Origin of the sequence: Rhodoferax sp. PAMC 29310, assembly GCF_017948265.1 — a bacterium.
Classification (GTDB): Bacteria; Pseudomonadota; Gammaproteobacteria; order Burkholderiales; family Burkholderiaceae_C; genus Rhodoferax.
The window spans coordinates 3,098,036-3,122,320 of sequence record NZ_CP072852.1; the positions used below are offsets into that span (position 1 = coordinate 3,098,036).

The following is a 24,285-nucleotide window of genomic DNA, read 5'->3' on the forward strand; positions in this document are numbered from 1 at the left end:
CGGGCGGCAATGCCGTGGTGAGCGGTGATGACAGTTACAGCTCAGTGACGCTGCCATTCAGTTTTAGTTTCTATGGCAATGCGTATTCGTCGGCGTGAGTTTCAACCAACGGCTTGATCGGATTCGGCGCAAACGCTGGCGCCTACTGCTGCAGCGGCTCGGCACCCGGCACCAGTGACACGATTTCCTTGAGCTGAATGGACTGGGTTACCACCGTGACCGCCAAGACCCTGGGCAACGTAGGATCCCGTGAATATGTGCTGAACTGGAGCGGATACGAGTACTACGATGGTGGAAGTATTCTGGCTCAGATGGTGTTGCATGAGGGCAGCAACAACATTGAATTCCAGTACAGCACACTTGCCAACAATGGGCACAATCAATTCATTGGTATCACCAACGCAGGCGCTACGACACACCTTGGAACCGCTTACAGCAATGGCGGCGGCGACATGACACGCAGTGCGCTGCTGTTCTCGGCCAACCAAGTGCCTGAGCCTGGATCGTTGGCGCTGCTCGGCCTCGGTTTGGCGGGCTTGGGATTGACGCGTCGGCTTCGGGTCAAGCAGTGATCAACGCTTGACAGCCTGACAACCCGCTTCGCGGGTTTTTTATCGCCCTTTTCCCGTTGGAAGCGGCAACTGCGGCCCACCCAGCAGGCCGCTGCCGTAGGTTTCGAACAGGTCGATGCGGTACAACTGAGGCAAGGCGGTGCGCGTTTTTTCGAGCACCGAATTGGGGATGCAGGCGGTGTCGCAGCGGCAGTCTCGTACACGGTAATGTACCCAAGGCAGACCGGGTTGTATCCGCTGCCAGATCCAACTGGAGAGAATTTCGCTGATGGGATTTTCCAACCCTGCCAGCTCGTTCAGGCTGGCGTAGCTGTGCAAAAATTGCCGCATTGGTGGCCGGCGGGCACGTTGGACAAGCGTCAGGCGATGCCCACCACGCAAACTCGACTGGCCCATGGCGGGCTGGCCTCTCGCCTTCAGCTTGAAATGAATGCACAGGTACCAAAACCGGACCAAGCGCGGGCCGCGATCATCGGCCAGCGGGCACGCAGGCCAAAACCGCAGCGCCACGGCCCCGCTGCCGGCATTGGCCAATGAGCGCGCGCCCCATCGGGCCGTTCAATGAGCAAGCGCTACCGTCAGTTTGTCCGGCGCATGCGTCGAGTGCAACAGCCGGTGGACGAGGCTGGCCTGACGGGCGCCCTTCTCGCGCCTGCGCCGGCTGCCCGACCTGAGTCGCCCTGGAGGCTGGGCCGCCATCACCAGCCTGTGCAGGCGCCACCGGCAACACGTATCGAATGCTCTGCGCAACGATCGCGTTGGGATTGCGGTCGATTTGAAAAGCCGGATCTTGCCGCTGTATCGGGAAAAGCCCCGTCGCCTGACCCACCGGCAAAGCATTGCCCGTCAGCACACGCTGCTCGCCACTGACGTCCATAGTGAAGCGGGCGTCGGACCAATACACCTCACCCTGGACCAAAATCTTGCGCGTCGCGTCCCAAGTATCACCTTGAATCCAGTCGCCCGCATGGCGCGCACCACTGCCGCGAAACTGCGTTGCGCAGGCAAACACATAGCCGCGCTTTGCTTCGGTACTGACCCGACCGTCGCCCAGAAGAAGGGCCTTGGCATCGAGAACCGCAGGCGGTGCGGCTTGGGAGGGTGTCCCGAATTTTGTGTAAACGGCGGTTAAGTTAGACGCGCGGCATGCGCTCGTCAAACTGAATGGTAAAGCGGTTCAGAGCAGCCTTCCAATCCCGAATCGGCATCGTCCATTTCTGGCTGATGTTGTTCAGTGCCAGATAGAACAGCTTGAACACTGCGTCCTCAGTTGGGAACGAGCCGCGGGTCTTGGTTATTTTGCGCAGGCTCATGTTCACGGACTCAATGGCGTTGGTCGTGTAAATCACTTTTCGGATGTCTGGCGGGTATTCAAAGAACGGTATCAAGCGTGTCCAGTTGCGCCGCCAGGAGCGCCCAATCGGAGCGAAGGAATCGTCCCATTTGACCTCGAATGCCGTGAGTTGTCGCTCAGCTTCGGATTCAGTGGGCGCAGCGTAAATCAGCCGCAAATCCGCGGCGACTTCCTTGCGCTGTTTCCACCCCACGAAGTTCAGGCTGTGACGCACCATGTGAACAATGCAAAGCTGCACCGTCGCCTTGGGGAAGACTGCCTCAATGGCGTCAGGGAAACCTTTGAGCCCATCTACGCAGGCGATAAAGATGTCAGCCACGCCCCGGTTCTTCAGTTCAGTCACCACCTGCAGCCAGAACTTGGCCCCTTCGGTTTGGGCCATCCACAGGCCCAGTACCTCTTTGAGGCCGTCCAGGTTGACGCCAATGGCCAAGTACAGGGCCTTGACCCGCACAGTACCGTTGTCGCGCACCTTGACGTGAATGCAGTCCATGTAGACGATGGGGTACAGCGCCTCCAAGGGGCGCGACTGCCAGGCTTTGACCTCGTCCATGACGGCGTCGGTCACGGATGAAATCAGGATAGGAGACACTTCGGCGCCGTACATCTCCTGCAGATGGCCTTGAATCTCGCGTACCGTCATGCCTCGGGCATACAGCGACAGTATCTTGTCGTCAAAGCCGCTCCAGCGGGTCTGGTGTTTGCCAAGCAGTTGGAGCTCGAAGGTGCCGGCGCGGTCACGGGGGATTTCTATGGGTAGCTGGCCAAAATCGCCTTTGAGCGTTTTCTTGCTGCACCCGTTGCGGGTGTTGCCCGCTTCATTGGCAACCAACTGGTTCTTGCCGTGACCCAGGTGGCCGGTCAATTCGGCTTGCAAAGCTCGCTCGACCAAGGCTTTGGTGAGCTGCGTCAAGAGGCCATTCTGGCCAATCAGGTCTTCGGGCTTTTTGTAGTCGGCCAACAGGGCGTCAATCAGCTCGGCGGGTAAGGGTTTCATCTCTACGGTCATCTCGGCTCCATGCAAGACAGCAGTTTCCTGCCAAATAACCGTTTACACAAAACTTCTTACACCCTCCGGCTTGGGGCTGGCTGCGTTGGCAGCGAAGGTCAGCAGCAGCAACCCTGCTGTCAAAACGGCATGCGACGTCGCCTGTCTTTCTGGCCGCCAAGGCCTCATGGTCGGTGTGCATGGCATGGGGGATCTCCAATATGGCTTGCGCGTCAAGCTCCATTCGGGCCAAGCATATCGGGCGCTTGTCAATCGCAAATGAAGCATAGGTGAAGCAGGTCAGCGCTGTGCTGCATGCGCGTCGAAGGGCCGCGCGGGTGGACCGTTCAAGCCACTGCTTCGTGGCGGATAGTTCGGGCGAGAGAACGGCACTTTCGGGTCCGCAGCGCCAGTACACGGCTCGTGAAAACTTCAACTCCCCCACATGTGACTGGCAGTACCGACTACCTGCAGACACCAAGAATGCTTCACCGACTGCCCCAGCCAACATTTAGACAACTTGGAAGTGGAAGTGGAAGTGGAAGTGGAAGTGGACAGGAGCCTAGTCAAGCGGGTGACTTCCAGATTGGTCAAACTGGATTTTTGTGAGTGCCGTCGCAAAGTGGCTTGTTGTTGCTGGCTTTGCAGCCGCAGAAGTAAACCTCCTTGCTGGCGTCTGCGCTGTACTGAATCGGCGTGAATGAGCTGCCTTTATGTGAACCATCGCAAAATGGCTGACTTTTACTTTGGCCACAGGCACACCAAAAATAGTCTTTGCCGAGTTCAACGTTGACTGCGAATGGCGTGTCGGACGCGCGATGGGGAGAGGTCATGGTCAAGCTCCTTGTGCTCAAGGGGACCGCTCGTAGTTTCCTCCTTATTCGGAGACAGGGCAATACCGGCTGTACGCCCGCTGCTGCCTATGTGGCGCCCCGTTCCTTTGTGGGGCTAGGCAACGGCGGTGGAGGCGCGCCTCGGCAGTCGACATATCAAACGCGGAAAGATGGCGTGTGGACTTCCATGCCGCCATGGATGACCTAAGAGGCCCTAGACACTTCGGATATTTGTCGACCAGGAGCAGTCCCTCAAACAGCGATTCCGAAAGCCTCCACATGCTGATTCCCGACATCCTCGATTCCAGAAATCGTCCGAGAGAATGACGGGCCAGGCCACGCGCTCAGCTACCCAGTAGAAACCAAACCCAGCGCCTGAAGTTGGTTTTTTCAACTCGGCGCTTGAGCTCCACGGAAGGATTGGCGAGTTTTTTCTTTCATCCGGTGGATTGTTCAGCAGCCCGTCTGACCAACCTCCGCAGCCAGTGAGCGGCAGTAGAGGGCGCTTGTGAAGCCAAGCCAAGCAGACTTCGGAAATTATTCCCGCTCGGCCACCGATGACGATGCATGCATCCCCTGAAAGGGCCATCAGCAAATTGCGGGCATCGCCCATGCCGCAAGGAACGACCACGGTGGCGGGCCAATCAGGCGGAGGCATTTCGTCGGGAGGAACAATGCTCAGCACAGTTCCGCCAGCGGCGATTGCACGTTCAACAGCTACTCGAGTTGCCGGGCTACCGCACACACTGACAACAGTAATCCCCAAGCCTGCCAAAAGCGTACCTGCTTCGGCAGCACGCTCGTACGCTGCCGGGTCGGGCGTTTTCCGACCAAGAGCAGACATTCGCCCACATCCGACCTTGCCTGCTCGCGGTGACAGGCGACAACCAAGCGCGGCTACAAATCGCCTCAACCAGCAGCTCGCAGGCTAGAATTCACATGTCACTGGAGAGTAGTCTCCCTTCGAATCATTCGAAGGGGCTTGCGTCAACATACTTGGTCATTGTTTGACCATGGTGCAAGCGGTTTCAAACTTGACAAGACCTTTGACCACATTGCCTCCGGTTCGGCCGGGGAGGCTTTGTGGTCATTGTTTTTTGTCTGGCCTTGGAATCCCTTATGGAAGCTCTCTTCGTCTCTACCGGTGTCGTCGCCCTCGCTGAAATCGGCGACAAGACCCAACTCCTTGCCTTCATTCTGGCAGCTCGATTTAAGAAACCCTTCCCCATCATTGCTGGAATCTTGGTTGCCACGCTGGTGAATCACGGGTTGGCGGGTGCGCTCGGGGCCTGGATTACCTCGGTAGTGAGCCCGGACATCATGCGTTGGGTACTAGGGGCATCCTTCATCGCGATGGCAATTTGGACCTTGATTCCCGACAAGATTGAGGAAGAAGAAACACAGGTAGCCAAACATCTCGGAGTCTTTGGGGCGACCTTGGTCACCTTCTTCCTGGCTGAAATGGGCGACAAAACGCAGATTGCGACTGTTGCCTTGGCCGCCCACTACGGTACGCCCGTCATGGTCATTGCTGGAACGACCTTGGGCATGCTTTTGGCAGATGTTCCTGCTGTGTTCGTTGGCAACAAATTTGCCGCCAAGATACCCATGAAGTTGGTGCACTCCATTGCTGCAGGGATATTTGCGGCCATGGGTCTACTCACACTGTTTCAAGTCGACAAATTTTTTATATAAAAACCGCATCAGCCGAGTCAATCAATACCCGCGAAGCTGCCACTGACTTCATCGAGTTCTAGTGCAGTCTTGGTGGTGGGCGAAAGGCTGACATTAGCTCTTGCATTCGTTGCGCCATACCAATCAAGAGATACATGTTGGAAAATCTGGAAATACTCAATCGACAACTTTTTATGATGCTCAACGGGGGAGAAAACACGCCCGCGTGGATTGTGGGCATTGCGGTCGCATTGGGTGACACACTTATCTACTTGGTTCCACTTGCATTACTGTGGATGTGGCTTTGGGGAGACTTCGAACGACGCAGTTTGGCTTTGAAAGTATTCGTGGTCGTCATGGTCGCCGTAGGTGCAAATCAGCTTATCGGACTGGTCTGGCAACACCCCAGGCCGTTTATGGTCATGCTTGGGCATGCATGGATACCGCATCAAGCTGACTCTTCATTTCCCAGCGACCACGTGACAGTGCTGTCAGCCTTTGGACTGACGTTGCTTGCTGGGGGGCTGTAGTGATGGGAAGCCTCATGTTGGGCATTGCCCTCGTGGTGTCTGTTGCGCGGGTTTTTCTAGGCGTTCACTTTCCATTGGACATGGTCGGTGCATTTGTCGTTGCAGCTATTTGCCTCATCGCAGTCACCCCAATTTGGCGGCTTCTCGCCGCGTCAGCCACCAGGACCTTGGAGGGTATATATCGGGGTGTTTGCGCGTGGCCGATACGCAAAGGCGCTTTCAGGCGCTAATCGAATAATAGAACCTATTAACGCGAGTGGCTTTTAAGTGGCAATGAACCGGATTTCGCTTAATGGTCATTCCCGTTGGATGTCCTGGTCAAGTCTTTTCGCACATGCCGATAGGTTGTTTGATTGCCGATTTTTGCTCGAAAGCATTGGGCGGAAAGTTGCCCAGTTTGGAGTGCAGCCGCTGGCTGTTATAGAAGCTGACGATGTAGTCGGCAATGTCGTTCATGGCCTCGGCATGGTTGGCGTAGTCGTTCTGCCAGACGCGCTCCATCTTCAAGTTCAAGAAGAAGCGCTCCATCACCGCGTTGTTCCAGCAATTTCCCTTGCGGCTCATGCTGCCGACCAACTGATGCTTGCTCAACAGATTTTGGTGCGCTGCGCTGGCGTACTGGCTGCCGCGATCCGAATGCACGATCAAACCCGGCGCCGGTTGGCGCTGCACGATGGCCAGTTGCAGTGCCCGGCATACCAGTGTGGCCTGCATGTCCGGTGCCATCGCCCAGCCCACCACCTTGCGTGCAAACAAGTCCAGCACCACCGCCAGATACAGCCAGCCGCTGCGCGTACGGATGTAGGTAATGTCAGCCACCCAGGCCTGGTTGGGCCGCATCGGATTGAACTGCCGGTTCAACACATTGAGCGAAATTGGCAGGGCATGTTTGCTGTAGGTAGTGTGCACAAATTTGCGCTTCCACACCCAGCGCAATCCGTTCTTGTGCATCAAACGGCGCAAGCGGTAAAGACCAATTTCGAGCCCGCGCGATGCCACGGCTGTGCGCAAACGACGGCTGCCGTAAGCCCCTCCACTGGCCGCAAACGCGGCCCTCAGGTGCACGCTGGCCTCGCACACCACGGGCTGGGCCTGCGCGCGCTTACGGGCCGTGTAATAGCCCGAACGACTAACGCCCAATACGCGGCAGACCTGATTAACTGGCACGGCCTTCTGCTGCAGTTGCTCAACAAGCTGGAAGCTCATCGAAGTTCCCGGGCAAAGAAGGCCGACGCTTTTTTTAAGATATCCACATCGCCTCGCAGTTGCCGGTTCTCGGCTTCGAGTTGGCGGATGCGCTGCTGCTCAGCGGTCAAGGGCTTGCCAATGCCCAGCTGGCCAAGTTGCTCCGCATCAAGCTGTGCCAGCCAACGTCTCACTGCCGACTCGCCCAGCTTCATGTCCTGGCAGACCTGGCTAATGCTCAGGCCTTGGGAGCGGATCATTTCAACGACTTACAGCTTGAAGCTTGAGTCGAATACTCTTCGTTTGGATTTCGTCACTTTTATTACCCAGGTGATTTCCACCTATCTGTGTGTACGAAGTCATTAGATCAGGACAGGAATCGAGTTTGGCAGCGTTGTGCACGGAAACGTCAGGCCTGTCCCGACCAAGAGCAGACGCTGACAACACCCAACCAACTATGCTGTTCATCATTCGAGCAACGTCGAACTGAAAGTCGATTAGTGCCCACGAAAGCGGCTGAAGTCCATTTGCGAAAGTGCCATCGCAGACTGGCCAGTCACTGTGTCTCGCATGTCGCTCGTGCCTTTAAGCAGTTACTTTTTGGCCATATACCAAGCGACCAGAGCGTTGGCGTGACCATGACCCAACTGATGCTCCGTTTTGAGATAGCTGACCAACTCCATGTGTTTGAGTTGGCCTTGCTGTTTAAGGGCTTCCATCCAGTGGGCAATGGGCTTGCCGTACTTCTTCTCAATAGATGGGAAGTAGGAAGCCGGACCCTTAACCGTTTCTTGAGTTGCCATATATTGACTGCTTTCAATCATAGCTTCGGCGCAACGGAAACGCGTCGTTCAAAAACTGCTCTGCACCTCCGGTAGGCAGTCAGCGCTCAACCATTGGCCCGCGCGCTCGCCAAGGCGCCTTGTGAACAGGCAGCGCAACCAACTGAGACGGCGCGGATGCGTTGTTCACTTCATCCCTTCTTGCCCTTTTAGTTTGCGACCCTTGGCTGCGCAGTAGCAAAAGAAAATGGCCAACGCCCAGCAGGCGATTGCCATGAACCATTCGTGACCGGGAAAGTACTTGTGGTTTGGAGACGTTGGCACCAGGCCACTTACGAAGACTAGACCCATGATGAGAAGCAAAACGGCGAGGACAGAGCTTGCCAGCGGCCGAGAGGAGAACAACTCAATCGACTTGGAATTATGCATATGTGGTCTCGGGGTAACAGACGAGCAATGACACCCAACGTTGTAGGTAACGGGCGGCCCGCTTGCGGGACGTCCAGCGGAGGCTGAAAGCCGGAGCGGCTTTGATCGCAATGTTATGCGCCTGGCGTTGCAACCCGAAGGCCATAGAACTGTGGGAGAGTGTCGTTGATTTGCCACCAAATACATTTGGAACCAACGAATGCATGAAACTCGGGTTTGACGAGTAATGGCTCATTGATGAGACCAGCGCGAACCCGGACGATATTTGGCAATGAATCTTTGCGGCTGAAGATTGGTGAGCCGCAGCGGCTGCAAAAGCAACGTTGTTTCCCCGGCGACGACTCGTAAGAAGTGAGCAGGTTTTCGCCGGACAAGAAATGAAGCGCAGACAACTCGACAGGAATGTTTGTGGCAAAAGGCCCGCCTTGAGCTTTGCGACAAAGAGAGCAATGACAGACCTGAATTGGCGCAAGCGAAGAGCGGATTTCAAAGCGAATGCCGCCACACAAACAACTACCGCTAAACATGGGAAGGGTTTTCCTGAAATGGGGCATAACGAAATGTAGATGGCAAAGACGGTCGATACATCTTGGCACTGCCGGATAAGCTGGACCTCGATTCCTCCTGAGAGTGGCTTGCAGCTTAGGTTTTCTCGAATTTTTTACCTTTTTATACAGGTATAAAAAATCCAACAAACCCCGCACTCGGATTCTGCTCGAATCTAGGCGGCACGCGGGTAATTTCTCGAATTGGAGCTACCGGTATCGCCCGCCTTGCATACCGTCAAGGTGACACGACGGTGGTCCGCTTTGGGCACGAAGCTGCCTCAGGCTCTGCCGGCCAAACCCCCGTCCGATAAGGCGCAGCGTATCTTTTGACACGCGGCCAAATGGGGCTGTTGAGCTCCCTTTCTCGCCCGGCGGGGTGAGAAAGGGGGTCGCAGCGGAAAACAGCTACATATTCGATAGCTATCTGCGCAGATTAGACAGGCGCCAGAGGATTAAAACACCTTCAAAACACAGGTCAGGCCAAGGGAACAAGCCACCTCAAAGCAATCTCACCAACCCCAAGCTGTCACAGCGGCAACTGCGGCCCGTCCTGCCCCGTGGACACCAGCACGCCGCAGCCGCGGGTTTCGAACAAATCAACGCGGTACAACTGAGGCAAGGCGGTGCGGGCTTTGGCGAGCACCCAGTTGGCGATGCTGGCGGTGTCGCAATCGGCCAGGTCGGGAATCTCGAACAGGGGTTTGTGGTCCAGCATCTTGAAGAGGGGGTTAAAGACCTCTTTGACGTCACCAAAGTCCACGGTCCAGCCCATGATCTCGTCCAGGGGCGCACTCAGGTGCAAACGCAAGGTGTAGGTTTGGCCGTGCAACAGCCGGCGCGGGTGGCCCTCAGGCGCGTGTTTGAAGCGCAGGGCGCTGTCCAGCGTCAGCTCTTTCCAGATTTGGTAAGTGCTGCCGTCATAGTGAGCGCCGCAACTGGCCGTCTCGTACACGGTGACCCCGCTCAAGGCGGGCAGGCCGGGTTGCAGGCGTTGCCAGATCCAGCTGGAGAGCATTTCACTGGTGGGGTTTTCCAGCCCCACTAACTCGTTCAGACAGGCGTGGTCGAGTTGCGCGTGAATGGGCGCCCAGGCGGCGTCCAGCAGTTCATAACCCAGGCTGTTGGTTTCTGCCGAATCGTCCCACCCCATGTGAAGAATGGCCTCAAAGGCGTGGCCGTGCATATTGCCGCATTTGTGGCCAGCGGGCACGTTGGGCAGGCGGTGGGCGGAGTGAAAAGCGTAGCGGCGCCAAAGTTGTACTTGGCCGCTGGCGCTGACCTCGCAGCCCTCGGTGGTGGTGCTTTGCAAGGCCACGGCGCTTAGGCCTGGCACAGCGCATTGGCTTTGCACCCAGCGGGCGACACTGGGGTTGGTGGGCGAAGCCACCTGGTCGTTGAGTAAGCTGTAGTCCAACTTGGCGGCCGCAGGCGCCAGCGTGGCTTGCAGGCTGTCCAACTCGCCACCGGGAAATGGCGCTGAGTCAGGCGGCGGGCAGCAGCGCAGGCTGGCCAGAAAGCCGTGGCCATGCAGCTGGCGGGCGCGGTGGCCGGCAGGAAGTTCATCAATGCGCCGGGCGGCTTCAAAGGCGGCGGTGGCCACAAAGGTAATCTTGTTCGTCACGTCTAACTTTCGGCACAAAAACGGGGGCCGAACAGCCAACAAGCGGCCCGGCGAAGGGGGTATTTTCCTTCTTTATGCCAGAGGCTTGCCGGCATGCGGCTGAACCGACCCGGTTTGGCGGGCGTTGGCTAGCGCCTCGTACCAGTCCAAGCACTCAGGGTTGGCCATGGCTTCGCGATTCACGACCTTGTCCAGCGGCTGACCGAGCAGCAGTTTTTTGATGGGCAGCTCCTGCTTTTTGCCCGACAAGGTGCGGGGCACGGCGGTCACCTGAAAGATGTCGTTGGGCACAAAGCGGGGTGAAAGCGCGGTCTTGATGGCGTTCACCAGCTGAGTGCGCAAGTCGTCGTTCAAGGTCAGTCCCTCGCGCAGCACCACAAACAGCGGCATATAGCTTTCACGCCCGAGGTATTCCAGATCAACCACCAAGGAGTCCAGCACCTCGGGCAAGGCCTCGACCGCGCTGTACAACTCGCTGGTGCCCATGCGCAGGCCGTGGCGGTTGATGGTTGCGTCGCTGCGGCCGTAAATGACGCAACCGCCGTCGGCGCCTACTTTGAGCCAATCACCATGGCGCCAGACGCCGGGGTACATGTCAAAGTAGCACGACAGGTAGCGCTGCTTGCCTTCGTCGCCCCAAAAGTACAAGGGCATGCTGGGAATGGGCTGGGTGCAGACCAGCTCGCCCACCTCGTCCATCACGGGCTGGCCCTGCTCGTCCCAGGCCTGCACGGCGCATCCCAGCAGGCGGCACTGCATTTCGCCCGGCACCTGCGCCAGGTTTCGGTTGCCACCGATGAAGGCGCCGGCAAAGTCAGTGCCGCCGGAGATATTGCACCACCAGATGTCTTTCTGCGCCTCGCTGCCGGCCAGACTGGCGAACTGCTGGGTGCCCCAGGCCTGGGCGTCCAGACTCAAGGGCGAGCCGGTGCTGGCCAGTGCACGAATGCGGGACAGGTCGCCGACGGTGGACAAGTCCAGCCCCGCTTTCTGGCAACTGGCGTAAAACGCGGCGCCCGCGCCAAAGAAAGTGGCACCCACATCGGCCGCAAAGCGCCACAGCGTGCTCCAGTCGGGGGCGAGTTTTTGACCGTGTTCGTCCACCGTGCGCCCTGCCGGGTTGCCATCAAACAGGCAGATGGTGGTGCCGCTGAGCAGGCCGCTAATCTGGGCGTTCCACATGACCCAACCGGTGGAGCTGTACCAGTGGTAGCGCTCGCCCAGTGAATTGGCCGCGTAGCTGCAACCGACGTCGTTGTGCAGCCCTTTGAGCGCCAGCGCAACCAGCATGGTGCCGCCGTGGCCGTGCACGATGGGCTTGGGCAAACCGGTGGTGCCACTGGAATAGACGATCCACAAGGGATGGTCAAACGGCAGCCACACCGGTTCAAACGCGGCTGTTTGAGCGTCATTTCTGGCTGTAGCCGCAGTAAAGTCTACACAAGCAGCTATTGATTCAATAGCATTCAAAGACACACCCAGGCGCTTGTGCATGAGCACATGATGCAGCGAAGGCAGGCCCGCGCACAGCTCGGCCACCACCGCCGTGCGGTCCAGCGTGCGCCCGCCATAGACGACACCGTCGCACGCAATCAGCGCCTTGGGCTCAATCTGTTGAAAACGGTCCAACACTGCCGCGGTGCCCATGTCGGGGGCGCAAATGCTCCAGATGGCGCCGATGCTGGCCGTGGCCAAAAACGCCACCGCCGCTTGCGGGCCGTTGGGCAGGCAGGCCGCCACCCGGTCGCCGGGCAACACGCCCTGCGCTTGCAGATGCAGCGCGAGGGACGCCACCTGTTGACGCAACTCGGGCCAACTCAGTTCAAGAGCGGGCGCGTGGCCCAGGCTGGTCTCGTTGTGGCTGACCACCGCCGGGCATCCCGCCGCATGGGCCGCCTCGGCGTGGCGAAAGACCTGCTGTGAGTAGTTGACCTGTGCACCCACAAACCACTGGGTGTGCGGCATGGGCGCCTCGTCACAAACCACCGAATGCGGCGTGGGTGAGGACAACTCGAAGTAATCCCAGACGCTTTGCCAAAAGCCATTGAGGTCGGTGGTGGACCAATGCCACAGTGCGTCGTAAGACGAAAAACGTCGACCCCGCTGGCGCTCCAACCAATTTTCATAGAGCGTGATTTGAGGCAGGAAGGGCGGTGCGGAGTTAGGTGTCATATCAAGAGGGTAGCGTGGTCTTGCGTGCGCACGCAATCGCCTGGGCGTCACGCACTGGGCAAGGCACTCAGCAGATTTTCCAGATCGGCCGGAGGCATCGGCCGGGCAAAGAGGTAGCCCTGCGCGTAGTCGCAACCCGCCTGCTTCAGCAAATCGCGCTGCTCTGCGGTCTCAACCCCTTCAGCGATCACTTTGAGCTTGAGGGCGTGCGCCATCGCGATGATCGCTTGGGTGAGCGCCAAGTCACTGGAACCGGGGGCCAGGTTGGAGACAAAGGAGCGATCGATCTTGACGTAGTCAACCTCAAAGCGCTTCAAATAGGCCAGCGAGGAATAACCGGTGCCAAAGTCGTCGATGGCGACTTCAATACCCGCTTCACGACAGTTTTTCAGAATGGTTTGCACGTCGGTATTGGCGTCAATCAACAGTCCTTCGGTGATCTCCATGGTGATGCAATTTCCCGGCAAGCCTTGCTCGTGCAATTTATTCTGCCAAGTGCCGGTGAAGCCTTTTTCACGCTGAAACTGCACCGGCGATTTGTTAACGCTGACCTGGAAATCACGGCGCTGGGTCTCGCGCCAGCGCTTGACCCAGCGCACCGCCTCGTCAAACACCCAGTCGCCAATGGGCACGATCAAGCCGGATTCTTCAGCCAGGGGAATGAACTCGACCGGTGACACCGCTCCCAAAACCGGGTGATTCCAGCGAATCAAGGCCTCGGCTTTATGAATCTGCCCATCGGCCATGTCCACAATGGGCTGGAAATGCACCTCGAACTGCCCCAGCACCAAGGCTTGGCGCAGCTGAGCAATCATGTGCATGCGCCGCTGCGCGGACTGCTCCAACTCCCGTGTGAAATAGCTGAACTGGTTGCGCCCCCGGGTTTTGCTGAGGTACATCGCCTGGTCGGCGTTCTTGAGCAAGACTTCGCTGCTCTGAGCATCGTCGGGGTAGAGCGTGATGCCAATGCTGCCGGACACGACGACTTCGCCTGCGTCCAGCGCAAACGGCAATGTCAGTTGGTCAATCAAAGCCTGGGCCACGTCGCTGGCCATGCGGCCATCTTGCAACTCAGACAACAAAACCACAAACTCGTCACCCCCCATGCGCGCCACCGAGTCGCTGGCGCGCACACAGGTACGAATGCGCTGCGAGGCCTGACGCAGCAACTGGTCGCCCTGGGCGTGGCCCAGCATGTCGTTGACCTCCTTGAACTTGTCCAGGTCAATGAACAGGACCGCCAGCTTTTGACTGTTGCGCTGCGCTTTGGCGATTTCCTGGCTCAGACTCTCTTGCAACATGACTCGGTTGGGCAACTGTGTGAGCACATCAAAGTGGGCCTGGTTCCAGATCAATGCTTCAGAGCGCTTGCGCTCGGTGATGTCCAGAACCAAGGCCATCAGCAAGGGGCGCTCGCCGCTGTTGTCCGACTGCAGGTTGATTTGTACGTTGTAGAGCGACTGGTCGGCCCGCTGATGAACGGTCTCAAACACCAACAGCTCGGTACTTCCTTGCAGCAGCGGCTCAAGCAGCTGGCGAAGCTGCGTTTCGTCGAAATCTGGCGCCAAATCCACGGGGGTCATCCGGCGCAAGGTGGGCAGGTCATAACCGAGGTTGCGCAATGCTCCTGCGTTAGCGTACTCAAACTTCAGATTGACCGGGTCGAACAGGTAAATTTCGTTGACGCTGCGTTCCAGAAAATGGGTCAGACGTTGGCGTTGCGTCTCGTCGCGTCGCCGCCCAGTGATGTCACGCCAGTGAAAGACCACACCCACCTGGCTGCCATGCAGCATTTGTGGACGAGCGCGGCGCTCCATCAGCCGCCCGTCCACCCGGGTCACCTCCACACACGGTCCGTAAACGTCGTCGGACCACATGGTGAGCCGCTCGGGTGTGGTGACCTGGCTTTCGAGATGCAACCGCAGGACGCTCGGGTCGGTCGTCTCGATCATCTCGGGACTGAGCTGCCATAGCTGCAAATAGGACTGGTTGTAGGCAATCAACCGGTCCGACAAATCGTAGGCCCCGACGGCGTCGGGCGAAGCCTCCAGCGTGGAGTGCAGTAGCGACAGTGCCTGGGCCTGCGCCTGGGTGAGCGCCTTCAGCGCTGCTTGGGCCTGCGCCAGCTCGTGGGCCACCCGCCGCTGGCGTTGCAGCACGGCCGCCGACGTCACCAGCGCGGCCCGTTGCAACTGCTGCGCTGAATCTGCTGGTGTGTCGCTGGCGTAACTCATACGTTGTTATACGCCTTTACCGGCTCCCGGATAACAGATTTGGACAAATCCAATCCAATTCAACCCAACAACAGTTCGCTCGCCAAACGCGTGCCCAGCACCCGACTTTGAATTTTGGCAAACGCCGTGTCACGTGAGGTTGTCACGTCATCCGAGAACGGCGCAAAGCCGCAGTCGTCGGTGGTACCCAGCTGCGCCAAAGGGATGTGGCGGGCGGCCATCAACACGCGGTCGCGCACCACTTCTGGCGTCTCAATGCGCGGATCCAGCGGGTCAATGACACCCACAAACGCGCGTTGGTCGGGTTTGAGGTAGGTGGCAATCATCTTCAGCACCCGCTCGGGGTCGGGCTCGCGGGCCAGGGCAATGAAGAAGTTGCCCGCATTGAGCTCAAACAGGCTGGGCAGCAGCTCGGCGTAATCCACATCGGCGCTGTGGGTGGAGTCGCAGTCGCCGCCGGGGCAGGTGTGCACCCCAATGCGCTGACGCTCCAGCGGCGTGAAGTGGTCCAGCGCCATGTTGTTCAATTGCACAAAACTGTTCAGCACGCCGCCGGTGGGGTCCAGCTTGTAGGCCAGTCGGCCTTCGGTGAAGTCAATCTGCACGGTGTGGGCGCCCTCACTGAGGCAGGCCCGTATCTCTGAGGTGTGTTCGGCCAGCAAGTCCTCAATGAATTGTTCACGGCTGTAATCCGGCAGCGGCTCAGCCGGGTAAAACAGGCTGAGCGCGGACGGAGAGATGATGGCCTGCTTGAGTGGCAAAATGGTGAGCGCCCGCGCCCGGCGCAAGTAGTCGTCCCCCTTTTGCTGGTAGCGAAACGGGCCGGCCGTCAGCCGTGGCCACAACCGGAAGTGGTTGACGAACTGCAGCTTGAAGCCGTCGGGTGCAAAGTTGGGCAGGCCGTGCACGCAGTAGCTGGCAAAGTTGTGGTACTTGCGCTGTTCACCGTCGGTGATGACTGGCGAGCCCGTGGCCTCGAACCGGGCCAGCGTGTCGCGAATGGCCTCGTCGCACAAGGCGTCGAGCTCGGCCAACGGCAGAGTGCCGGCTTCATAGGCGCGTCGCGCTTCGATCAGGGCCGGTGGCCTGGGAATGCTGCCAATGGGTTCGGTGGGCAATCCCACATGGTCGGGCACAGTTGGCATGGTCAAGTCCTTTGCGTCTCGCCTGTCGTCGCAGGCTGCTCTGGTCGCCTGGGTCCGTCACCAGAAAGTTGACGGCAGCGACGGTGGATTCCCTGCACCCATATTAGCGAGTTTGAGACGGGGTCAGCCTCCGTATTTGCCCGCACTCGCGCCCAACCGGGCGGGGATTGACGGTTGGGTTGGCGCGAACACTATCAAAGTCGTAGCTGTCTGCGCTTCGGCGACAAGGACTGGCCGTCGTTTGTTCTTATAGTCATCGTTTTTCAACTTGCAAGGTGTTTGAATGTCTATCTGGAAAAAGCCCATCTCGGTCGAGGGCCTGACCGCGTTCAGCGCGAACTGCGCGGTATCGCATCTGGGCATTGAGTTTCTGGAGGTGGGTGACGATTTTTTGCGTGCCCGTGTGCCGGTGGATGAGCGCACCAAACAACCTTACGGCCTGCTGCACGGCGGGGTGAGTGTGGTGCTGGCCGAAACGCTGGGGTCGAGCGGCGCTTACTGTGCCTGCCCGGAGGGCTACAAGGCCGTGGGTCTGGACATCAACGCCAACCACTTGCGCGCCGCCACCAGTGGCTGGGTCACCGGCACGGCCAAGGCCGTGCATGTGGGGCGCACCACGCAGGTGTGGCAGATTGACATGGTGAACGACGCGGGTGAGTTGACCTGCGTGTCCCGCATCACGATGGCGATTTTGGCGCCCCGCTAAGGCGCGAAAAATACAAACCAAATCAGCTTCTAGCGCATGCTAGCGTCTGCGCAGACAGCTATTTAATGAATAGCAAATTAAACGCTTAATCACCAAAGCAAATGCCCAGGTCGCGCCCGGTTTGCAGGGTGTCGCCGTCTAGCGGCACGGCTTTCATGCGCCCAGCCACCTCCTCCAGCGCTACGTATGTCACACCCGGAAAACCCAGTGCCACCATGATGCCGCGCTGGCCTTCATCCAGCGCCCGCACCGCCGCCGCACCAAAGCGCAGGGCGGCAAGCCGGTCAAACGCGGTGGGGCTGCCACCGCGCAGCAAGTGGCCCAACACGACGGCGCGGGTGTCTTTGCCGGTGATCGCTTGCAGGGCTTGGGCCACGTGTTCGCCAATGCCACCCAGCCGCTCCACATGGCCTTTTTCTGCCGGGGCGGCCACATCGCGTTTGCCGTCCAGGGCAATGGCACCTTCGGCCACCACCACCAGGGAGTAAAGATGGCCGTTGGCGTCCCGGGTCTGAATTTTTTGCGCCACTTTTTCAATATCAAACGCAATTTCGGGTATCAGAATGGCATGGGCGTTGCCCGCGATACCGGCGTGCAGCGCAATCCAGCCGGCGTAGCGGCCCATCACCTCCACCACGATCACCCGCTGGTGGCTCTCGGCGGTGCTGTGCAGGCGGTCGATGCACTCGGTGGCAAAGGACACCGCCGTGTCAAAGCCAAAGGTGGTGAAGGTTTTGTCCAGATCGTTGTCAATGGTCTTGGGCACGCCAACCACCGCCAGTCCTTTTTGATGCAAGGCGTTGGCAATGGTCAATGAGCCGTCACCGCCCACCGCCACCAAGGCATCGATCTCGTGGGTGGCGAAGTAAGCCAAGATCTCCTCTGATCGGTCCACATGGCGGGTGCTGCCATCGGCCTGCTTGACCGGGTAGCTCAGCGGGTTGCCCTTGTTGGTGGTGCCCAAAATGGTGCCACCCAGGTGGCCAATACCGCGCACGGTGTCGCGGGTGAGCCGATTGACGCCGCCCTTGACATAGCGCTCGGGAAACAGAATGCCGTTGAAGCCGTCCCGAATGCCGTAGCACTCCCAGCCCAGGTTGTCGGCGGCAATGGTCACCGCCTGAATCACGGCATTGAGGCCGGGGGCGTCGCCTCCGCCGGTGTTGATGGCAATGCGTTTGATGGTCTTGGTCATAAAAAGCTTTGGTTAGTCGCCTGTCGCTTTGGGCACGGGCGCGCTGGTTGTGCCCATCGGCTCCAGACGCCCGAGTTGATGGGCCAGCTCCACCGCCGTGCTGACTCCCATTTTTTCAAAAATATTGGCACGGTGAAACTCCACCGTGCGCGGCGTGATGCCGAGGTGATCGGCAATGTTCTTGTTGTAGTGGCCCCGAATCAACTCATCCAGAACCTCGCGCTCGCGCGGACTCAGGGACGCCAGGGCCTGCTTGAGACGGCGGCTTTCCTGGTCCGAGGTGGACACCTTGCTGGCCGCCGCCAAGGCCTGCTCAATGCGGTCCACCAGTTCGTTGTCCTGAAAGGGCTTTTCCATGAAATCCCAGGCCCCACTTTTCACGGCGGCCACCGCGGTGCTCACGTCACCATTGCCGGTCAGAAACATCACCGGCCACGGGCAGGCCAGGGCCTTGAGACGCTCAAAAGTCACCAGCCCTGACAGGGGCTCCATGCGAATATCCAACAGCACCACGGCATGACCCCAGTCCGCTTGCAGGGCGCGTGCACCGTCCAAAAATGCGGCACCGCCGTCCCAGGTGGCCGCCTGGTAGCCACGCGAGTCAAACAGCCAAGCCAGGCCATCCCGGATATCGGGGTCGTCGTCAACAATATGGATGGCAGCGCGGTTCATGGTGTTACTCAGGCGGTTGGAGAGACGTTGGCCGCTCAGAAGTGGCCGATTCAGCGGCCAGCGGCAACCACACTGTAAAGCGTGCGCCGCCCAGCACCGGGTCACGGTCGACGCCAATGCGGCCATGATGCGCTTCGGCAATGGAGCGGCATATAGCCAGCCCCATGCCCATGCCGCCCTCTTTCAGGCTGACAAAGGCGTTGAAAATATGGGCCTGAACTTCTTCCTTCACCCCAGGCCCGGAGTCTGACACCACAAGACCCGCCATGCGGGTGTCCGCGTCCACGGTGACTTGCACCCGCACCTGCGCGCGCTCCCTGCCCTGCTCGGCCCAGTCCAGTGCGTTGCCCACCAAATTGTTGATCAGGTGCTCCAGCAACAGCGCGTCTGCCTCAATCCAGACCGGGTCAGACGCGGGCTGCAACACCAGTGGCCGCCCCGCACTGCCGGAACTGAACAGCACCCGCCTCACCATCGTCGTCAGCTCCAGCCGAACCCGCGAAATTTCCCGACGCCGGGCAAAGGCGTTGACGTGTTGAATGATATTGCCTGCCCGCTCGGCCAGACTGGCCATGCGCAGCACCACCGGCTCCATTTCCGGCAGCGTGATGGTGCCCCCGCGCAGGCGGTTCAACAGGCCATTGGCGAAGCTGCTCAAGGCGCCCAGGGGTTGGTTGAGTTCATGCGCCAGCGTGGACGCCACCTCGCCCACGGCCACCAACCGGCCCGACGCCTCCAGCTTGTCTTGCTGCAGGGCAGCCATTCGCTGGGCGCGTTTTCGCTCGCTGATATCCAGCACCGAACTCATCCAGCCCAGTGGCTCGCCGGTGACGGCGGTCAGCGGTGCTTCATGAATCAGCACATCAATATAGCGACCGTCCCGGTGCTGAAACTGGACTTCCACGCCTTCATCGACGGTGCCTTCGGCAATCACTCGCCGGTGAACCAATTGAATTTCATCAGCGCGGTCAGCCGGCCAGTAGGGCATGGGCGCCGAGCGGCCCAGCAACTCTTCCGCCGAGTAGCCGACCATGCTGCAAAAAGCGTGGTTCACATACAGAATTTTGCCGTTCTGGTCCCACGCCCTCAGGCCAATCGTGACGGAGTTTTCCATGGCTTTGCGCAGAGCCACCTCGGCCTGCAATAGGGCTTGCACCTGTTGGCGTTTGAGAAAGTCACGGCGCAGCACATACAGGCTCACCAGCATGCCCGACAGGAACAGCAAGGCCACCAGAAAGAAGATGCGGGGCACGGTGGCCGGGTTGGCCCCCACCGGATCGACCTCCAGATACAACTCGGTGCCTGGCAAATTCATCGATGCCCGGTACGCGCCGTCACCAGAGCCGGTGATGGGCGCCAGCTCCACATCTTCGGCCAGCAGCCGAACCTCGTGGTTTTGCTGGAACCAGGCCGGCACCATGTTCACGGCGGCCCTGTCCATGGAAATGGCGGCCAGGTAGTTGCCGGCGAACTGCCCTCGTTCAAAAAACGGCACGGCCAGCCAGACTACATCACTCAGCGCGCCGTCGGCCTGGCGCATGGGCCCAGCATACGCGGCCCGGCGCAAGCCGCTGGCGATGTCCTTCATGGTGGCCAGCACTTGGGCATTGGCCGGGTGGGCACTCCAGTCCAGCGCCCAGCGCTCAGGCGGTACACCTTGCCCGTCTTGCGGGCCAGCCGCCAACCAGCCGTGTGACAGCACCACACCCGGCGCCCGCCACAAAAGTCCGGCCTGATCACTGACGGTCCCCCGCGTCACCGCTGTGGTGGTGCCCGCGCCCAGCACGGCCTGGCGGGCCAGCACCAACAAGTCGTCCTCCAGACGACGAAAGTGAAACTGCGCGCCTTGCTCCAGCCACTGGGCATCGGCGGCGCGGCGCCGCTCATCCTCCTCCGCCTCAAAGTTATTCAAGTACAAGACCAGGGCCACCACCGACGCCACCAACAGCAGCAACAAACCCAGCAGCCACCACAAGGCGCGGCGGTTGCGCATCGTTGGCGAACCGGTGGTGCGCTGTAACAGGGAAAAGTCGAGCGACTGATCCGTAGGGGGGAGGGAAGGAGTGGGCACAGGTTTCAGGCAATGGGGCAGCGTGTCCTCGCATAATAGCCAGCATGTCATTCCCAAGCTGGCCCGCCCCCCTGGATCGCCGCCGCTGGCTGCACAGCGTGGCAGCGGCGACACTGACCACACGTGTAGCGAAGGCATCGCCCCGCCCGGCCCTGACAATTCGCTTTTCTCATGTGGTGGCCGAGGAGACACCCAAAGGCTTGGCGGTGCAGCGCTTCCAAGCGCTGGTGGAGCAGCGCTCTGACGGCCGCATTGAGGTGCTGCATTACCCTGGCGCGCAACTCTACGGTGACCAGGACGAGATGCAAGCGCTGCAGCTTGGCGCCGTGGAGATGCTGGCGCCCTCGCTGTCCAAGTTTGGGCGCATCGGTTTTCCCGAGTTTGAGCTATTTGATCTTCCCTTTCTATTCAACGATGCCCGCGAGGTGCGGCGCATCACCGAAGGCGCTATTGGGCGACGCCTGCTCAAGGGCCTGAGCCGGCATGGGCTGGTGGGCCTGGGGTTTTTCGACAACGGCTTCAAACAAATGAGCGCCAACCGGCCCTTGCTGGCCCCCGCGGACTTCAAGGGTTTGCGCATGCGGGTCCAGGCGTCGCGAGTCATTGCGGCGCAAATGCGGGCGCTTGGCGCACAACCGGTGAACCTGGGCTTTAGCGAGACCCGGCGCGCCCTGGCCAACGGCGTCGTGGACGGCACAGAAAACCCGGTGTCCAACTTCTGGACGCAGGGCATGCACGAGGTGCAGTCAGATTTGACGCTGACCCAACACGGCTACCTGGGTTACGCCGTCATTGTGAACCAGCGTTTTTGGGCCAGTCTGGCCGAAGGTGACCGCGCGCTATTGGCCCAAGCCATGCATGAAGCCACTGACTATGGCAACCAAATCTCCGAAGCCCAAAACAGTAAGGCCCTCGCGGCACTGCGCGTGGCCGGAACCACCCGCATTCATGTTCCCACCGGCGCCCAGCGCGCCCAATTGCGCCGCGCCGTGGAGTCTGTTCACCTGGCGCTGGAGCGGCGCATTGGCACCGCGTGGATGCAGGCAATTCGAGGCGCACTGTAAGCCGCGTGGCAACGCCAATTCAGCGTAGTCTGGCATCTACTTGATCACCTGCTGATCTGGGTCAACGCAGCGGACGATGGAGCCGCTATGGTGTCCGCTTTTTGCGCGAATCACATGACCCCAACGACTGCCACCCTTGCTGTTCCCGAGTGGAGTGACGCCCTGCTGGTGAACCTTCAACCCGTTGACGACGACCACAAAGCCATCGTCGCCGCATTGGCCCAGGTGGTTTTGGCGCCCGACGAGGACTTGATGGCCCGCTGGTGCCACCTGATCAGCGCCATGGAGGCCCACTTCAAAATGGAAGACGCCTGGCTGGTGACGACCGGTTTTACCGCTGACAACTGCCACAGCACGTGCACAGCATGGATGCGTCCATGGTGGCGCATTTTGAAGCCGTGGATTTTGATGCCGCGCGGGGGACTTTCACCCACGACCGCCCGCTGGATGTCCCCATGCCATGGGCGTTACTGCCCCGTTGCTACTACTGCTTCACCACTGGTTGCGTAGTGTGCGCAACGCAACAAAAACGGCTTGCGCGTCGGGGTTGTGCGGCAGGTCGGGCAGGCTTTCGCGCAGCTTGGCAATCAGGCCAGGCTGGTTGAGCCGGAAGAAGGTGTTGTGCTGCTTTTCCTGCAGCAGTGTGGTCACGGGCGAGGCGTCGCCACCCTGGCCGGCAACGGCCGTGAGCAGCTTTTGCGCTGTCAGATTCTCGGGTTCACGCGAGAGGGTGAACTTGAGGTTGGTCTCGATATAGTCATGCCCCGGAAAGAGCCGCGTGTTGTCGGGCAGGCGCGCTAGTTGTTTGTCAAAGGTTTCAAACAGTATTTCGGTGTTGCCACCGTTGTGGGTGTTACCCGCCCCGGCATTAAACAGGGTGTCGCCAGAAAACAGTGCGGGTTGGTCGGTGTGTGCCAGCAGGCAGATATGGCACAACGTGTGGCCGGGCGTGTCCAGGCATTCCAGTTCGACCGTTTTTCCTACTTTGATGACGTCGCCCGCTTGCACGCCACGGTCCACGTTGGCAATGCGAGCGCCCGACTTGTGGTGCGCAATGACTTTGGCGCCAGTGGCGGCCACAACGGCGGCATTGCCGCCGGTATGGTCTGCGTGTTCGTGGGTGTTGAGCAGTTGGGTTATTTGCCAGCCGCGCACCTTGGCCAGGTGCAGGCATTTCCCGGAATCCAGCGGGTCTATGGCAAGCGCTTCCCCGGTCTCGGGGCAAGCTACCAGGTAGTTGTAGTTGCGATACGCGTTGCCAGTCCAGATGCGTTCAACAATCATGCTTGCCTTCGTTCATTCGGTCCCGTACATGACATTGATACGGGCCACATATTTAGACACATTTCCGCTTACCCTGCGACCTTCGTGCACCACCGAATTGGCTCCGAATCCGTGACGGAAGAACAGCGCCGAGCCCTTCATCGGCTTCACGTCTGTTTGCCTCCCATCGCGACTAAACAGCCGGGTGCTGCCACCCAGCACCCCATCGGCTGGGCCGTTGAGGTACAGCAGCATGGTCAGCCCAGAGCGCAAGCCGGGGGGCCACTCCTGCATGGTGCTTCGGTCGCCACTCAGACTATAGCCCGGCCAGTTCCCATCGGTGTGGCGGTTGAACACGTCATCGGCGTCATAGCGGTACATATTCAGGCGACGGCTGAAGGCGTGAAATAGCGGTACATCCTCCAGATGCGTTGGCAACAAGTGGGCAATCCGCCTGAACATCGGGCCTGTCATGCCCTCATCCGCCACCCAGTGCATGGATTTGTTCATGCGCATGCCCGGCGGCGTAGCGATGCCGGGTGCCTCATCGCGGTAGCCAAATTGCTCTGTGGCAGCAACGATGGTATCGGCCTCAGCCGGCGTGACGACATCGTCAATAGAAAATGCCAACAAACCACCCAGATCGATGTCGTGGCGCACCGGTCGCAGCCCGGGCTGGTTTTGGAGACACAGGGCAGCAGGCACGCTGTCAAAGGCGTGCACGGGCGTCATGGGCACCACGCCGCCCATGGGCAGCGATCCCGGAAAATGGGCCACGGCATGGTGGCCGGGCCAAACGCCGTCAGGCACGGGGCTATCACTCACCATGTGCCGATGTTGGGCAATGACACCCAGGGCTCAGCAGGCGGCAGAGCACCACCGCGCTGCAATAGTTCGATAGAGATATTGTCAGGCGAACGGATGAATGCCATAGCGCCGTCGCGCGGCGGCCGCACAATGGCCACCCCGTGCGCCTGCAGGCGACCACACGTCGCGTAAATGTCATCCACCGCATAAGCGAGATGGCCAAAATTGCGACCTCCGGTGTAGTTTTCAGGGTCCCAGTTGTAGGTGAGTTCCACTTGCGCGCTGGTGTCGCCGGGCGCAGCCAAATACGCCAGGGTAAAGCGTCCCTGCGGTATCTCGCGCACGCTAAGCAGTGCCAAGCCGAGTGCGTCGCGGTAGAAGCGCAGGGATGCTTCCAGGTCAGTGACCCGGACCATGGTGTGCAGATACTTCATGGGGGT

Annotated in this window: 25 protein-coding genes and 1 riboswitch; of the genes, 7 read left to right on the forward strand and 18 right to left on the reverse strand. The window is 59.7% G+C overall.

All coding sequences use genetic code 11. The annotated features are described in order from the left end of the window. Window positions 1-197: 197 nt before the first annotated feature. The gene (locus J8G15_RS21615; RefSeq protein WP_240538309.1) at window positions 198-572 is read left to right on the forward strand and encodes a PEP-CTERM sorting domain-containing protein; all 375 of its coding nucleotides are present in this window, start codon (window positions 198-200) and stop codon (window positions 570-572) included. 39 nt (window positions 573-611) lie between these two features. Here the strand turns inward: J8G15_RS21615 and J8G15_RS14430 are convergent, their stop codons facing one another. The 5 genes from J8G15_RS14430 to J8G15_RS14450 form a co-directional block, all read right to left on the reverse strand. Beyond that, complete coding sequence (locus J8G15_RS14430; protein WP_210542883.1) at window positions 612-902, reverse strand: hypothetical protein; 291 nt, start codon at window positions 900-902, stop codon at window positions 612-614. Window positions 903-1,041: 139 nt separating this feature from the next. Further along, window positions 1,042-1,731 carry a hypothetical protein gene (locus J8G15_RS14435; protein WP_210542884.1) on the reverse strand — a complete coding sequence of 230 codons (690 nt, stop codon included), beginning with the start codon at window positions 1,729-1,731 and terminating at the stop codon, window positions 1,042-1,044. Beyond that, on the reverse strand, window positions 1,706-2,935 hold the full coding sequence (locus tag J8G15_RS14440; protein WP_210542885.1) for an IS256 family transposase: 1,230 nt from the start codon (window positions 2,933-2,935) through the stop codon (window positions 1,706-1,708). The genes J8G15_RS14435 and J8G15_RS14440 overlap by 26 nt, the downstream gene beginning before the upstream one ends. A gap of 569 nt (window positions 2,936-3,504) precedes the next feature. After that, on the reverse strand, window positions 3,505-3,747 hold the full coding sequence (locus J8G15_RS14445) for a CDGSH iron-sulfur domain-containing protein (protein ID WP_210542886.1): 243 nt from the start codon (window positions 3,745-3,747) through the stop codon (window positions 3,505-3,507). Window positions 3,748-3,961: 214 nt separating this feature from the next. Next, window positions 3,962-4,591, reverse strand: coding sequence for a Rossmann fold nucleotide-binding protein (locus J8G15_RS14450; RefSeq protein ID WP_210542887.1), 630 nt, complete (start codon window positions 4,589-4,591; stop codon window positions 3,962-3,964). A gap of 91 nt (window positions 4,592-4,682) precedes the next feature. After that, window positions 4,683-4,862: riboswitch (yybP-ykoY riboswitch) on the forward strand. Window positions 4,863-4,866: 4 nt separating this feature from the next. On the opposite strand from J8G15_RS14450, the gene J8G15_RS14455 reads away from it, so the two are divergent. The 3 genes from J8G15_RS14455 to J8G15_RS22150 all read left to right on the forward strand — a co-directional run bounded on the left by J8G15_RS14455 (window position 4,867) and on the right by J8G15_RS22150 (window position 6,181). Then, window positions 4,867-5,442, forward strand: a complete 576-nt coding sequence (locus J8G15_RS14455; protein ID WP_210542888.1) for a TMEM165/GDT1 family protein — start codon at window positions 4,867-4,869, stop codon at window positions 5,440-5,442. Between the two features lie 134 nt (window positions 5,443-5,576). Further along, complete coding sequence (locus J8G15_RS21620; protein WP_240538310.1) at window positions 5,577-5,951, forward strand: hypothetical protein; 375 nt, start codon at window positions 5,577-5,579, stop codon at window positions 5,949-5,951. Window positions 5,952-5,965: 14 nt separating this feature from the next. Further along, window positions 5,966-6,181 (forward strand): hypothetical protein, encoded by a 216-nt coding sequence (locus J8G15_RS22150; RefSeq protein WP_370627426.1) that lies wholly within the window; start codon window positions 5,966-5,968, stop codon window positions 6,179-6,181. Between the two features lie 88 nt (window positions 6,182-6,269). On the opposite strand, the gene J8G15_RS14465 is transcribed toward J8G15_RS22150, so the two are convergent. The 7 genes from J8G15_RS14465 to J8G15_RS14495 form a co-directional block, all read right to left on the reverse strand. After that, window positions 6,270-7,396 (reverse strand): IS3 family transposase gene (locus tag J8G15_RS14465; protein WP_370627427.1). Its coding sequence is split into 2 segments (ribosomal slippage): window positions 6,270-7,198 and window positions 7,198-7,396, totalling 1,128 coding nucleotides; the frame shifts between segments, so codons are not numbered across the junction. A 333-nt stretch (window positions 7,397-7,729) separates the two neighbouring features. Further along, the gene (locus J8G15_RS14470; protein WP_210542889.1) at window positions 7,730-7,939 is read right to left on the reverse strand and encodes a DUF4287 domain-containing protein; all 210 of its coding nucleotides are present in this window, start codon (window positions 7,937-7,939) and stop codon (window positions 7,730-7,732) included. Between the two features lie 521 nt (window positions 7,940-8,460). After that, a complete protein-coding gene (locus J8G15_RS14475; protein WP_210542891.1) occupies window positions 8,461-8,874 on the reverse strand; it encodes a GFA family protein in 414 nt (137 codons plus the stop codon). Window positions 8,875-9,421: 547 nt separating this feature from the next. Then, window positions 9,422-10,516: a 6-carboxytetrahydropterin synthase gene (locus tag J8G15_RS14480; RefSeq protein ID WP_210542893.1), complete on the reverse strand. Its 1,095-nt coding sequence runs from the start codon at window positions 10,514-10,516 to the stop codon at window positions 9,422-9,424. Window positions 10,517-10,588: 72 nt separating this feature from the next. Next, the gene (locus J8G15_RS14485; protein ID WP_210542894.1) at window positions 10,589-12,688 is read right to left on the reverse strand and encodes an acetoacetate--CoA ligase; all 2,100 of its coding nucleotides are present in this window, start codon (window positions 12,686-12,688) and stop codon (window positions 10,589-10,591) included. Between the two features lie 47 nt (window positions 12,689-12,735). Continuing rightward, entirely contained in the window at window positions 12,736-14,922 is a 2,187-nt protein-coding gene (locus J8G15_RS14490; protein WP_210542896.1) for a bifunctional diguanylate cyclase/phosphodiesterase, read from the reverse strand. 59 nt (window positions 14,923-14,981) lie between these two features. Beyond that, window positions 14,982-16,067: a cobalamin-independent methionine synthase II family protein gene (locus J8G15_RS14495; RefSeq protein WP_240538312.1), complete on the reverse strand. Its 1,086-nt coding sequence runs from the start codon at window positions 16,065-16,067 to the stop codon at window positions 14,982-14,984. 283 nt (window positions 16,068-16,350) lie between these two features. Here J8G15_RS14495 and J8G15_RS14500 point away from each other — a divergent pair, with 283 nt between their 5' ends. Continuing rightward, window positions 16,351-16,773, forward strand: coding sequence for a hotdog fold thioesterase (locus tag J8G15_RS14500; protein WP_210542898.1), 423 nt, complete (start codon window positions 16,351-16,353; stop codon window positions 16,771-16,773). A gap of 85 nt (window positions 16,774-16,858) precedes the next feature. Here the strand turns inward: J8G15_RS14500 and J8G15_RS14505 are convergent, their stop codons facing one another. Genes J8G15_RS14505 through J8G15_RS14515 form a run of 3 tightly spaced genes read right to left on the reverse strand, consistent with a single transcriptional unit; the run spans window position 16,859 to window position 20,711 of the window. Then, window positions 16,859-17,968 (reverse strand): 6-phosphofructokinase, encoded by a 1,110-nt coding sequence (locus J8G15_RS14505; RefSeq protein ID WP_210542901.1) that lies wholly within the window; start codon window positions 17,966-17,968, stop codon window positions 16,859-16,861. Between the two features lie 12 nt (window positions 17,969-17,980). Next, window positions 17,981-18,640, reverse strand: coding sequence for a response regulator transcription factor (locus tag J8G15_RS14510; protein WP_210542903.1), 660 nt, complete (start codon window positions 18,638-18,640; stop codon window positions 17,981-17,983). A gap of 4 nt (window positions 18,641-18,644) precedes the next feature. After that, a complete protein-coding gene (locus J8G15_RS14515) occupies window positions 18,645-20,711 on the reverse strand; it encodes a nitrogen regulation protein NR(II) (RefSeq protein ID WP_210542905.1) in 2,067 nt (688 codons plus the stop codon). A 44-nt stretch (window positions 20,712-20,755) separates the two neighbouring features. Between J8G15_RS14515 and J8G15_RS14520 the strand changes: the two genes are divergently transcribed. Beyond that, window positions 20,756-21,775 (forward strand): DctP family TRAP transporter solute-binding subunit, encoded by a 1,020-nt coding sequence (locus J8G15_RS14520; RefSeq protein ID WP_210542907.1) that lies wholly within the window; start codon window positions 20,756-20,758, stop codon window positions 21,773-21,775. A gap of 114 nt (window positions 21,776-21,889) precedes the next feature. Then, window positions 21,890-22,285 carry a hypothetical protein gene (locus J8G15_RS14525; RefSeq protein WP_210542908.1) on the forward strand — a complete coding sequence of 132 codons (396 nt, stop codon included), beginning with the start codon at window positions 21,890-21,892 and terminating at the stop codon, window positions 22,283-22,285. Here J8G15_RS14525 and J8G15_RS14530 read toward each other — a convergent pair. Genes J8G15_RS14530 through J8G15_RS14540 form a run of 3 tightly spaced genes read right to left on the reverse strand, consistent with a single transcriptional unit; the run spans window position 22,268 to window position 24,279 of the window. Next, window positions 22,268-23,059 (reverse strand): hydroxyacylglutathione hydrolase, encoded by a 792-nt coding sequence (locus tag J8G15_RS14530; protein ID WP_210542910.1) that lies wholly within the window; start codon window positions 23,057-23,059, stop codon window positions 22,268-22,270. The two genes, J8G15_RS14525 and J8G15_RS14530, sit on opposite strands and share 18 nt — an antisense overlap. Window positions 23,060-23,071: 12 nt before the next feature. Beyond that, window positions 23,072-23,866 carry a 2OG-Fe(II) oxygenase gene (locus tag J8G15_RS14535; protein ID WP_210542912.1) on the reverse strand — a complete coding sequence of 265 codons (795 nt, stop codon included), beginning with the start codon at window positions 23,864-23,866 and terminating at the stop codon, window positions 23,072-23,074. After that, a complete protein-coding gene (locus J8G15_RS14540) occupies window positions 23,860-24,279 on the reverse strand; it encodes a VOC family protein (protein WP_210542914.1) in 420 nt (139 codons plus the stop codon). Before J8G15_RS14540 ends, J8G15_RS14535 begins: the two co-directional genes overlap by 7 nt. Window positions 24,280-24,285: the final 6 nt, after the last annotated feature.

What these genes read in the sequence shown, in the direction of transcription:
- J8G15_RS21620 (WP_240538310.1), top strand. Translation starts at nt 5,577, where the DNA reads ATGTTGGAAAATCTGGAAATACTCAATCGACAACTTTTTATGATGCTC.
- J8G15_RS14495 (WP_240538312.1), bottom strand. Translation starts at nt 16,067, where the DNA reads ATGCCAACTGTGCCCGACCATGTGGGATTGCCCACCGAACCCATTGGC.
- J8G15_RS14430 (WP_210542883.1), bottom strand. Translation starts at nt 902, where the DNA reads ATGCGGCAATTTTTGCACAGCTACGCCAGCCTGAACGAGCTGGCAGGG.
- J8G15_RS14535 (WP_210542912.1), bottom strand. Translation starts at nt 23,866, where the DNA reads ATGGTGAGTGATAGCCCCGTGCCTGACGGCGTTTGGCCCGGCCACCAT.
- J8G15_RS14540 (WP_210542914.1), bottom strand. Translation starts at nt 24,279, where the DNA reads ATGAAGTATCTGCACACCATGGTCCGGGTCACTGACCTGGAAGCATCC.
- J8G15_RS14510 (WP_210542903.1), bottom strand. Translation starts at nt 18,640, where the DNA reads ATGAACCGCGCTGCCATCCATATTGTTGACGACGACCCCGATATCCGG.
- J8G15_RS14450 (WP_210542887.1), bottom strand. Translation starts at nt 4,591, where the DNA reads ATGTCTGCTCTTGGTCGGAAAACGCCCGACCCGGCAGCGTACGAGCGT.
- J8G15_RS22150 (WP_370627426.1), top strand. Translation starts at nt 5,966, where the DNA reads ATGTTGGGCATTGCCCTCGTGGTGTCTGTTGCGCGGGTTTTTCTAGGC.
- J8G15_RS14520 (WP_210542907.1), top strand. Translation starts at nt 20,756, where the DNA reads ATGTCATTCCCAAGCTGGCCCGCCCCCCTGGATCGCCGCCGCTGGCTG.
- J8G15_RS14490 (WP_210542896.1), bottom strand. Translation starts at nt 14,922, where the DNA reads ATGAGTTACGCCAGCGACACACCAGCAGATTCAGCGCAGCAGTTGCAA.
- J8G15_RS14530 (WP_210542910.1), bottom strand. Translation starts at nt 23,059, where the DNA reads ATGATTGTTGAACGCATCTGGACTGGCAACGCGTATCGCAACTACAAC.
- J8G15_RS14440 (WP_210542885.1), bottom strand. Translation starts at nt 2,935, where the DNA reads ATGACCGTAGAGATGAAACCCTTACCCGCCGAGCTGATTGACGCCCTG.
- J8G15_RS14455 (WP_210542888.1), top strand. Translation starts at nt 4,867, where the DNA reads ATGGAAGCTCTCTTCGTCTCTACCGGTGTCGTCGCCCTCGCTGAAATC.
- J8G15_RS14470 (WP_210542889.1), bottom strand. Translation starts at nt 7,939, where the DNA reads ATGGCAACTCAAGAAACGGTTAAGGGTCCGGCTTCCTACTTCCCATCT.
- J8G15_RS14505 (WP_210542901.1), bottom strand. Translation starts at nt 17,968, where the DNA reads ATGACCAAGACCATCAAACGCATTGCCATCAACACCGGCGGAGGCGAC.
- J8G15_RS14485 (WP_210542894.1), bottom strand. Translation starts at nt 12,688, where the DNA reads ATGACACCTAACTCCGCACCGCCCTTCCTGCCTCAAATCACGCTCTAT.
- J8G15_RS21615 (WP_240538309.1), top strand. Translation starts at nt 198, where the DNA reads ATGGACTGGGTTACCACCGTGACCGCCAAGACCCTGGGCAACGTAGGA.
- J8G15_RS14500 (WP_210542898.1), top strand. Translation starts at nt 16,351, where the DNA reads ATGTCTATCTGGAAAAAGCCCATCTCGGTCGAGGGCCTGACCGCGTTC.
- J8G15_RS14525 (WP_210542908.1), top strand. Translation starts at nt 21,890, where the DNA reads ATGACCCCAACGACTGCCACCCTTGCTGTTCCCGAGTGGAGTGACGCC.
- J8G15_RS14445 (WP_210542886.1), bottom strand. Translation starts at nt 3,747, where the DNA reads ATGACCTCTCCCCATCGCGCGTCCGACACGCCATTCGCAGTCAACGTT.
- J8G15_RS14475 (WP_210542891.1), bottom strand. Translation starts at nt 8,874, where the DNA reads ATGTTTAGCGGTAGTTGTTTGTGTGGCGGCATTCGCTTTGAAATCCGC.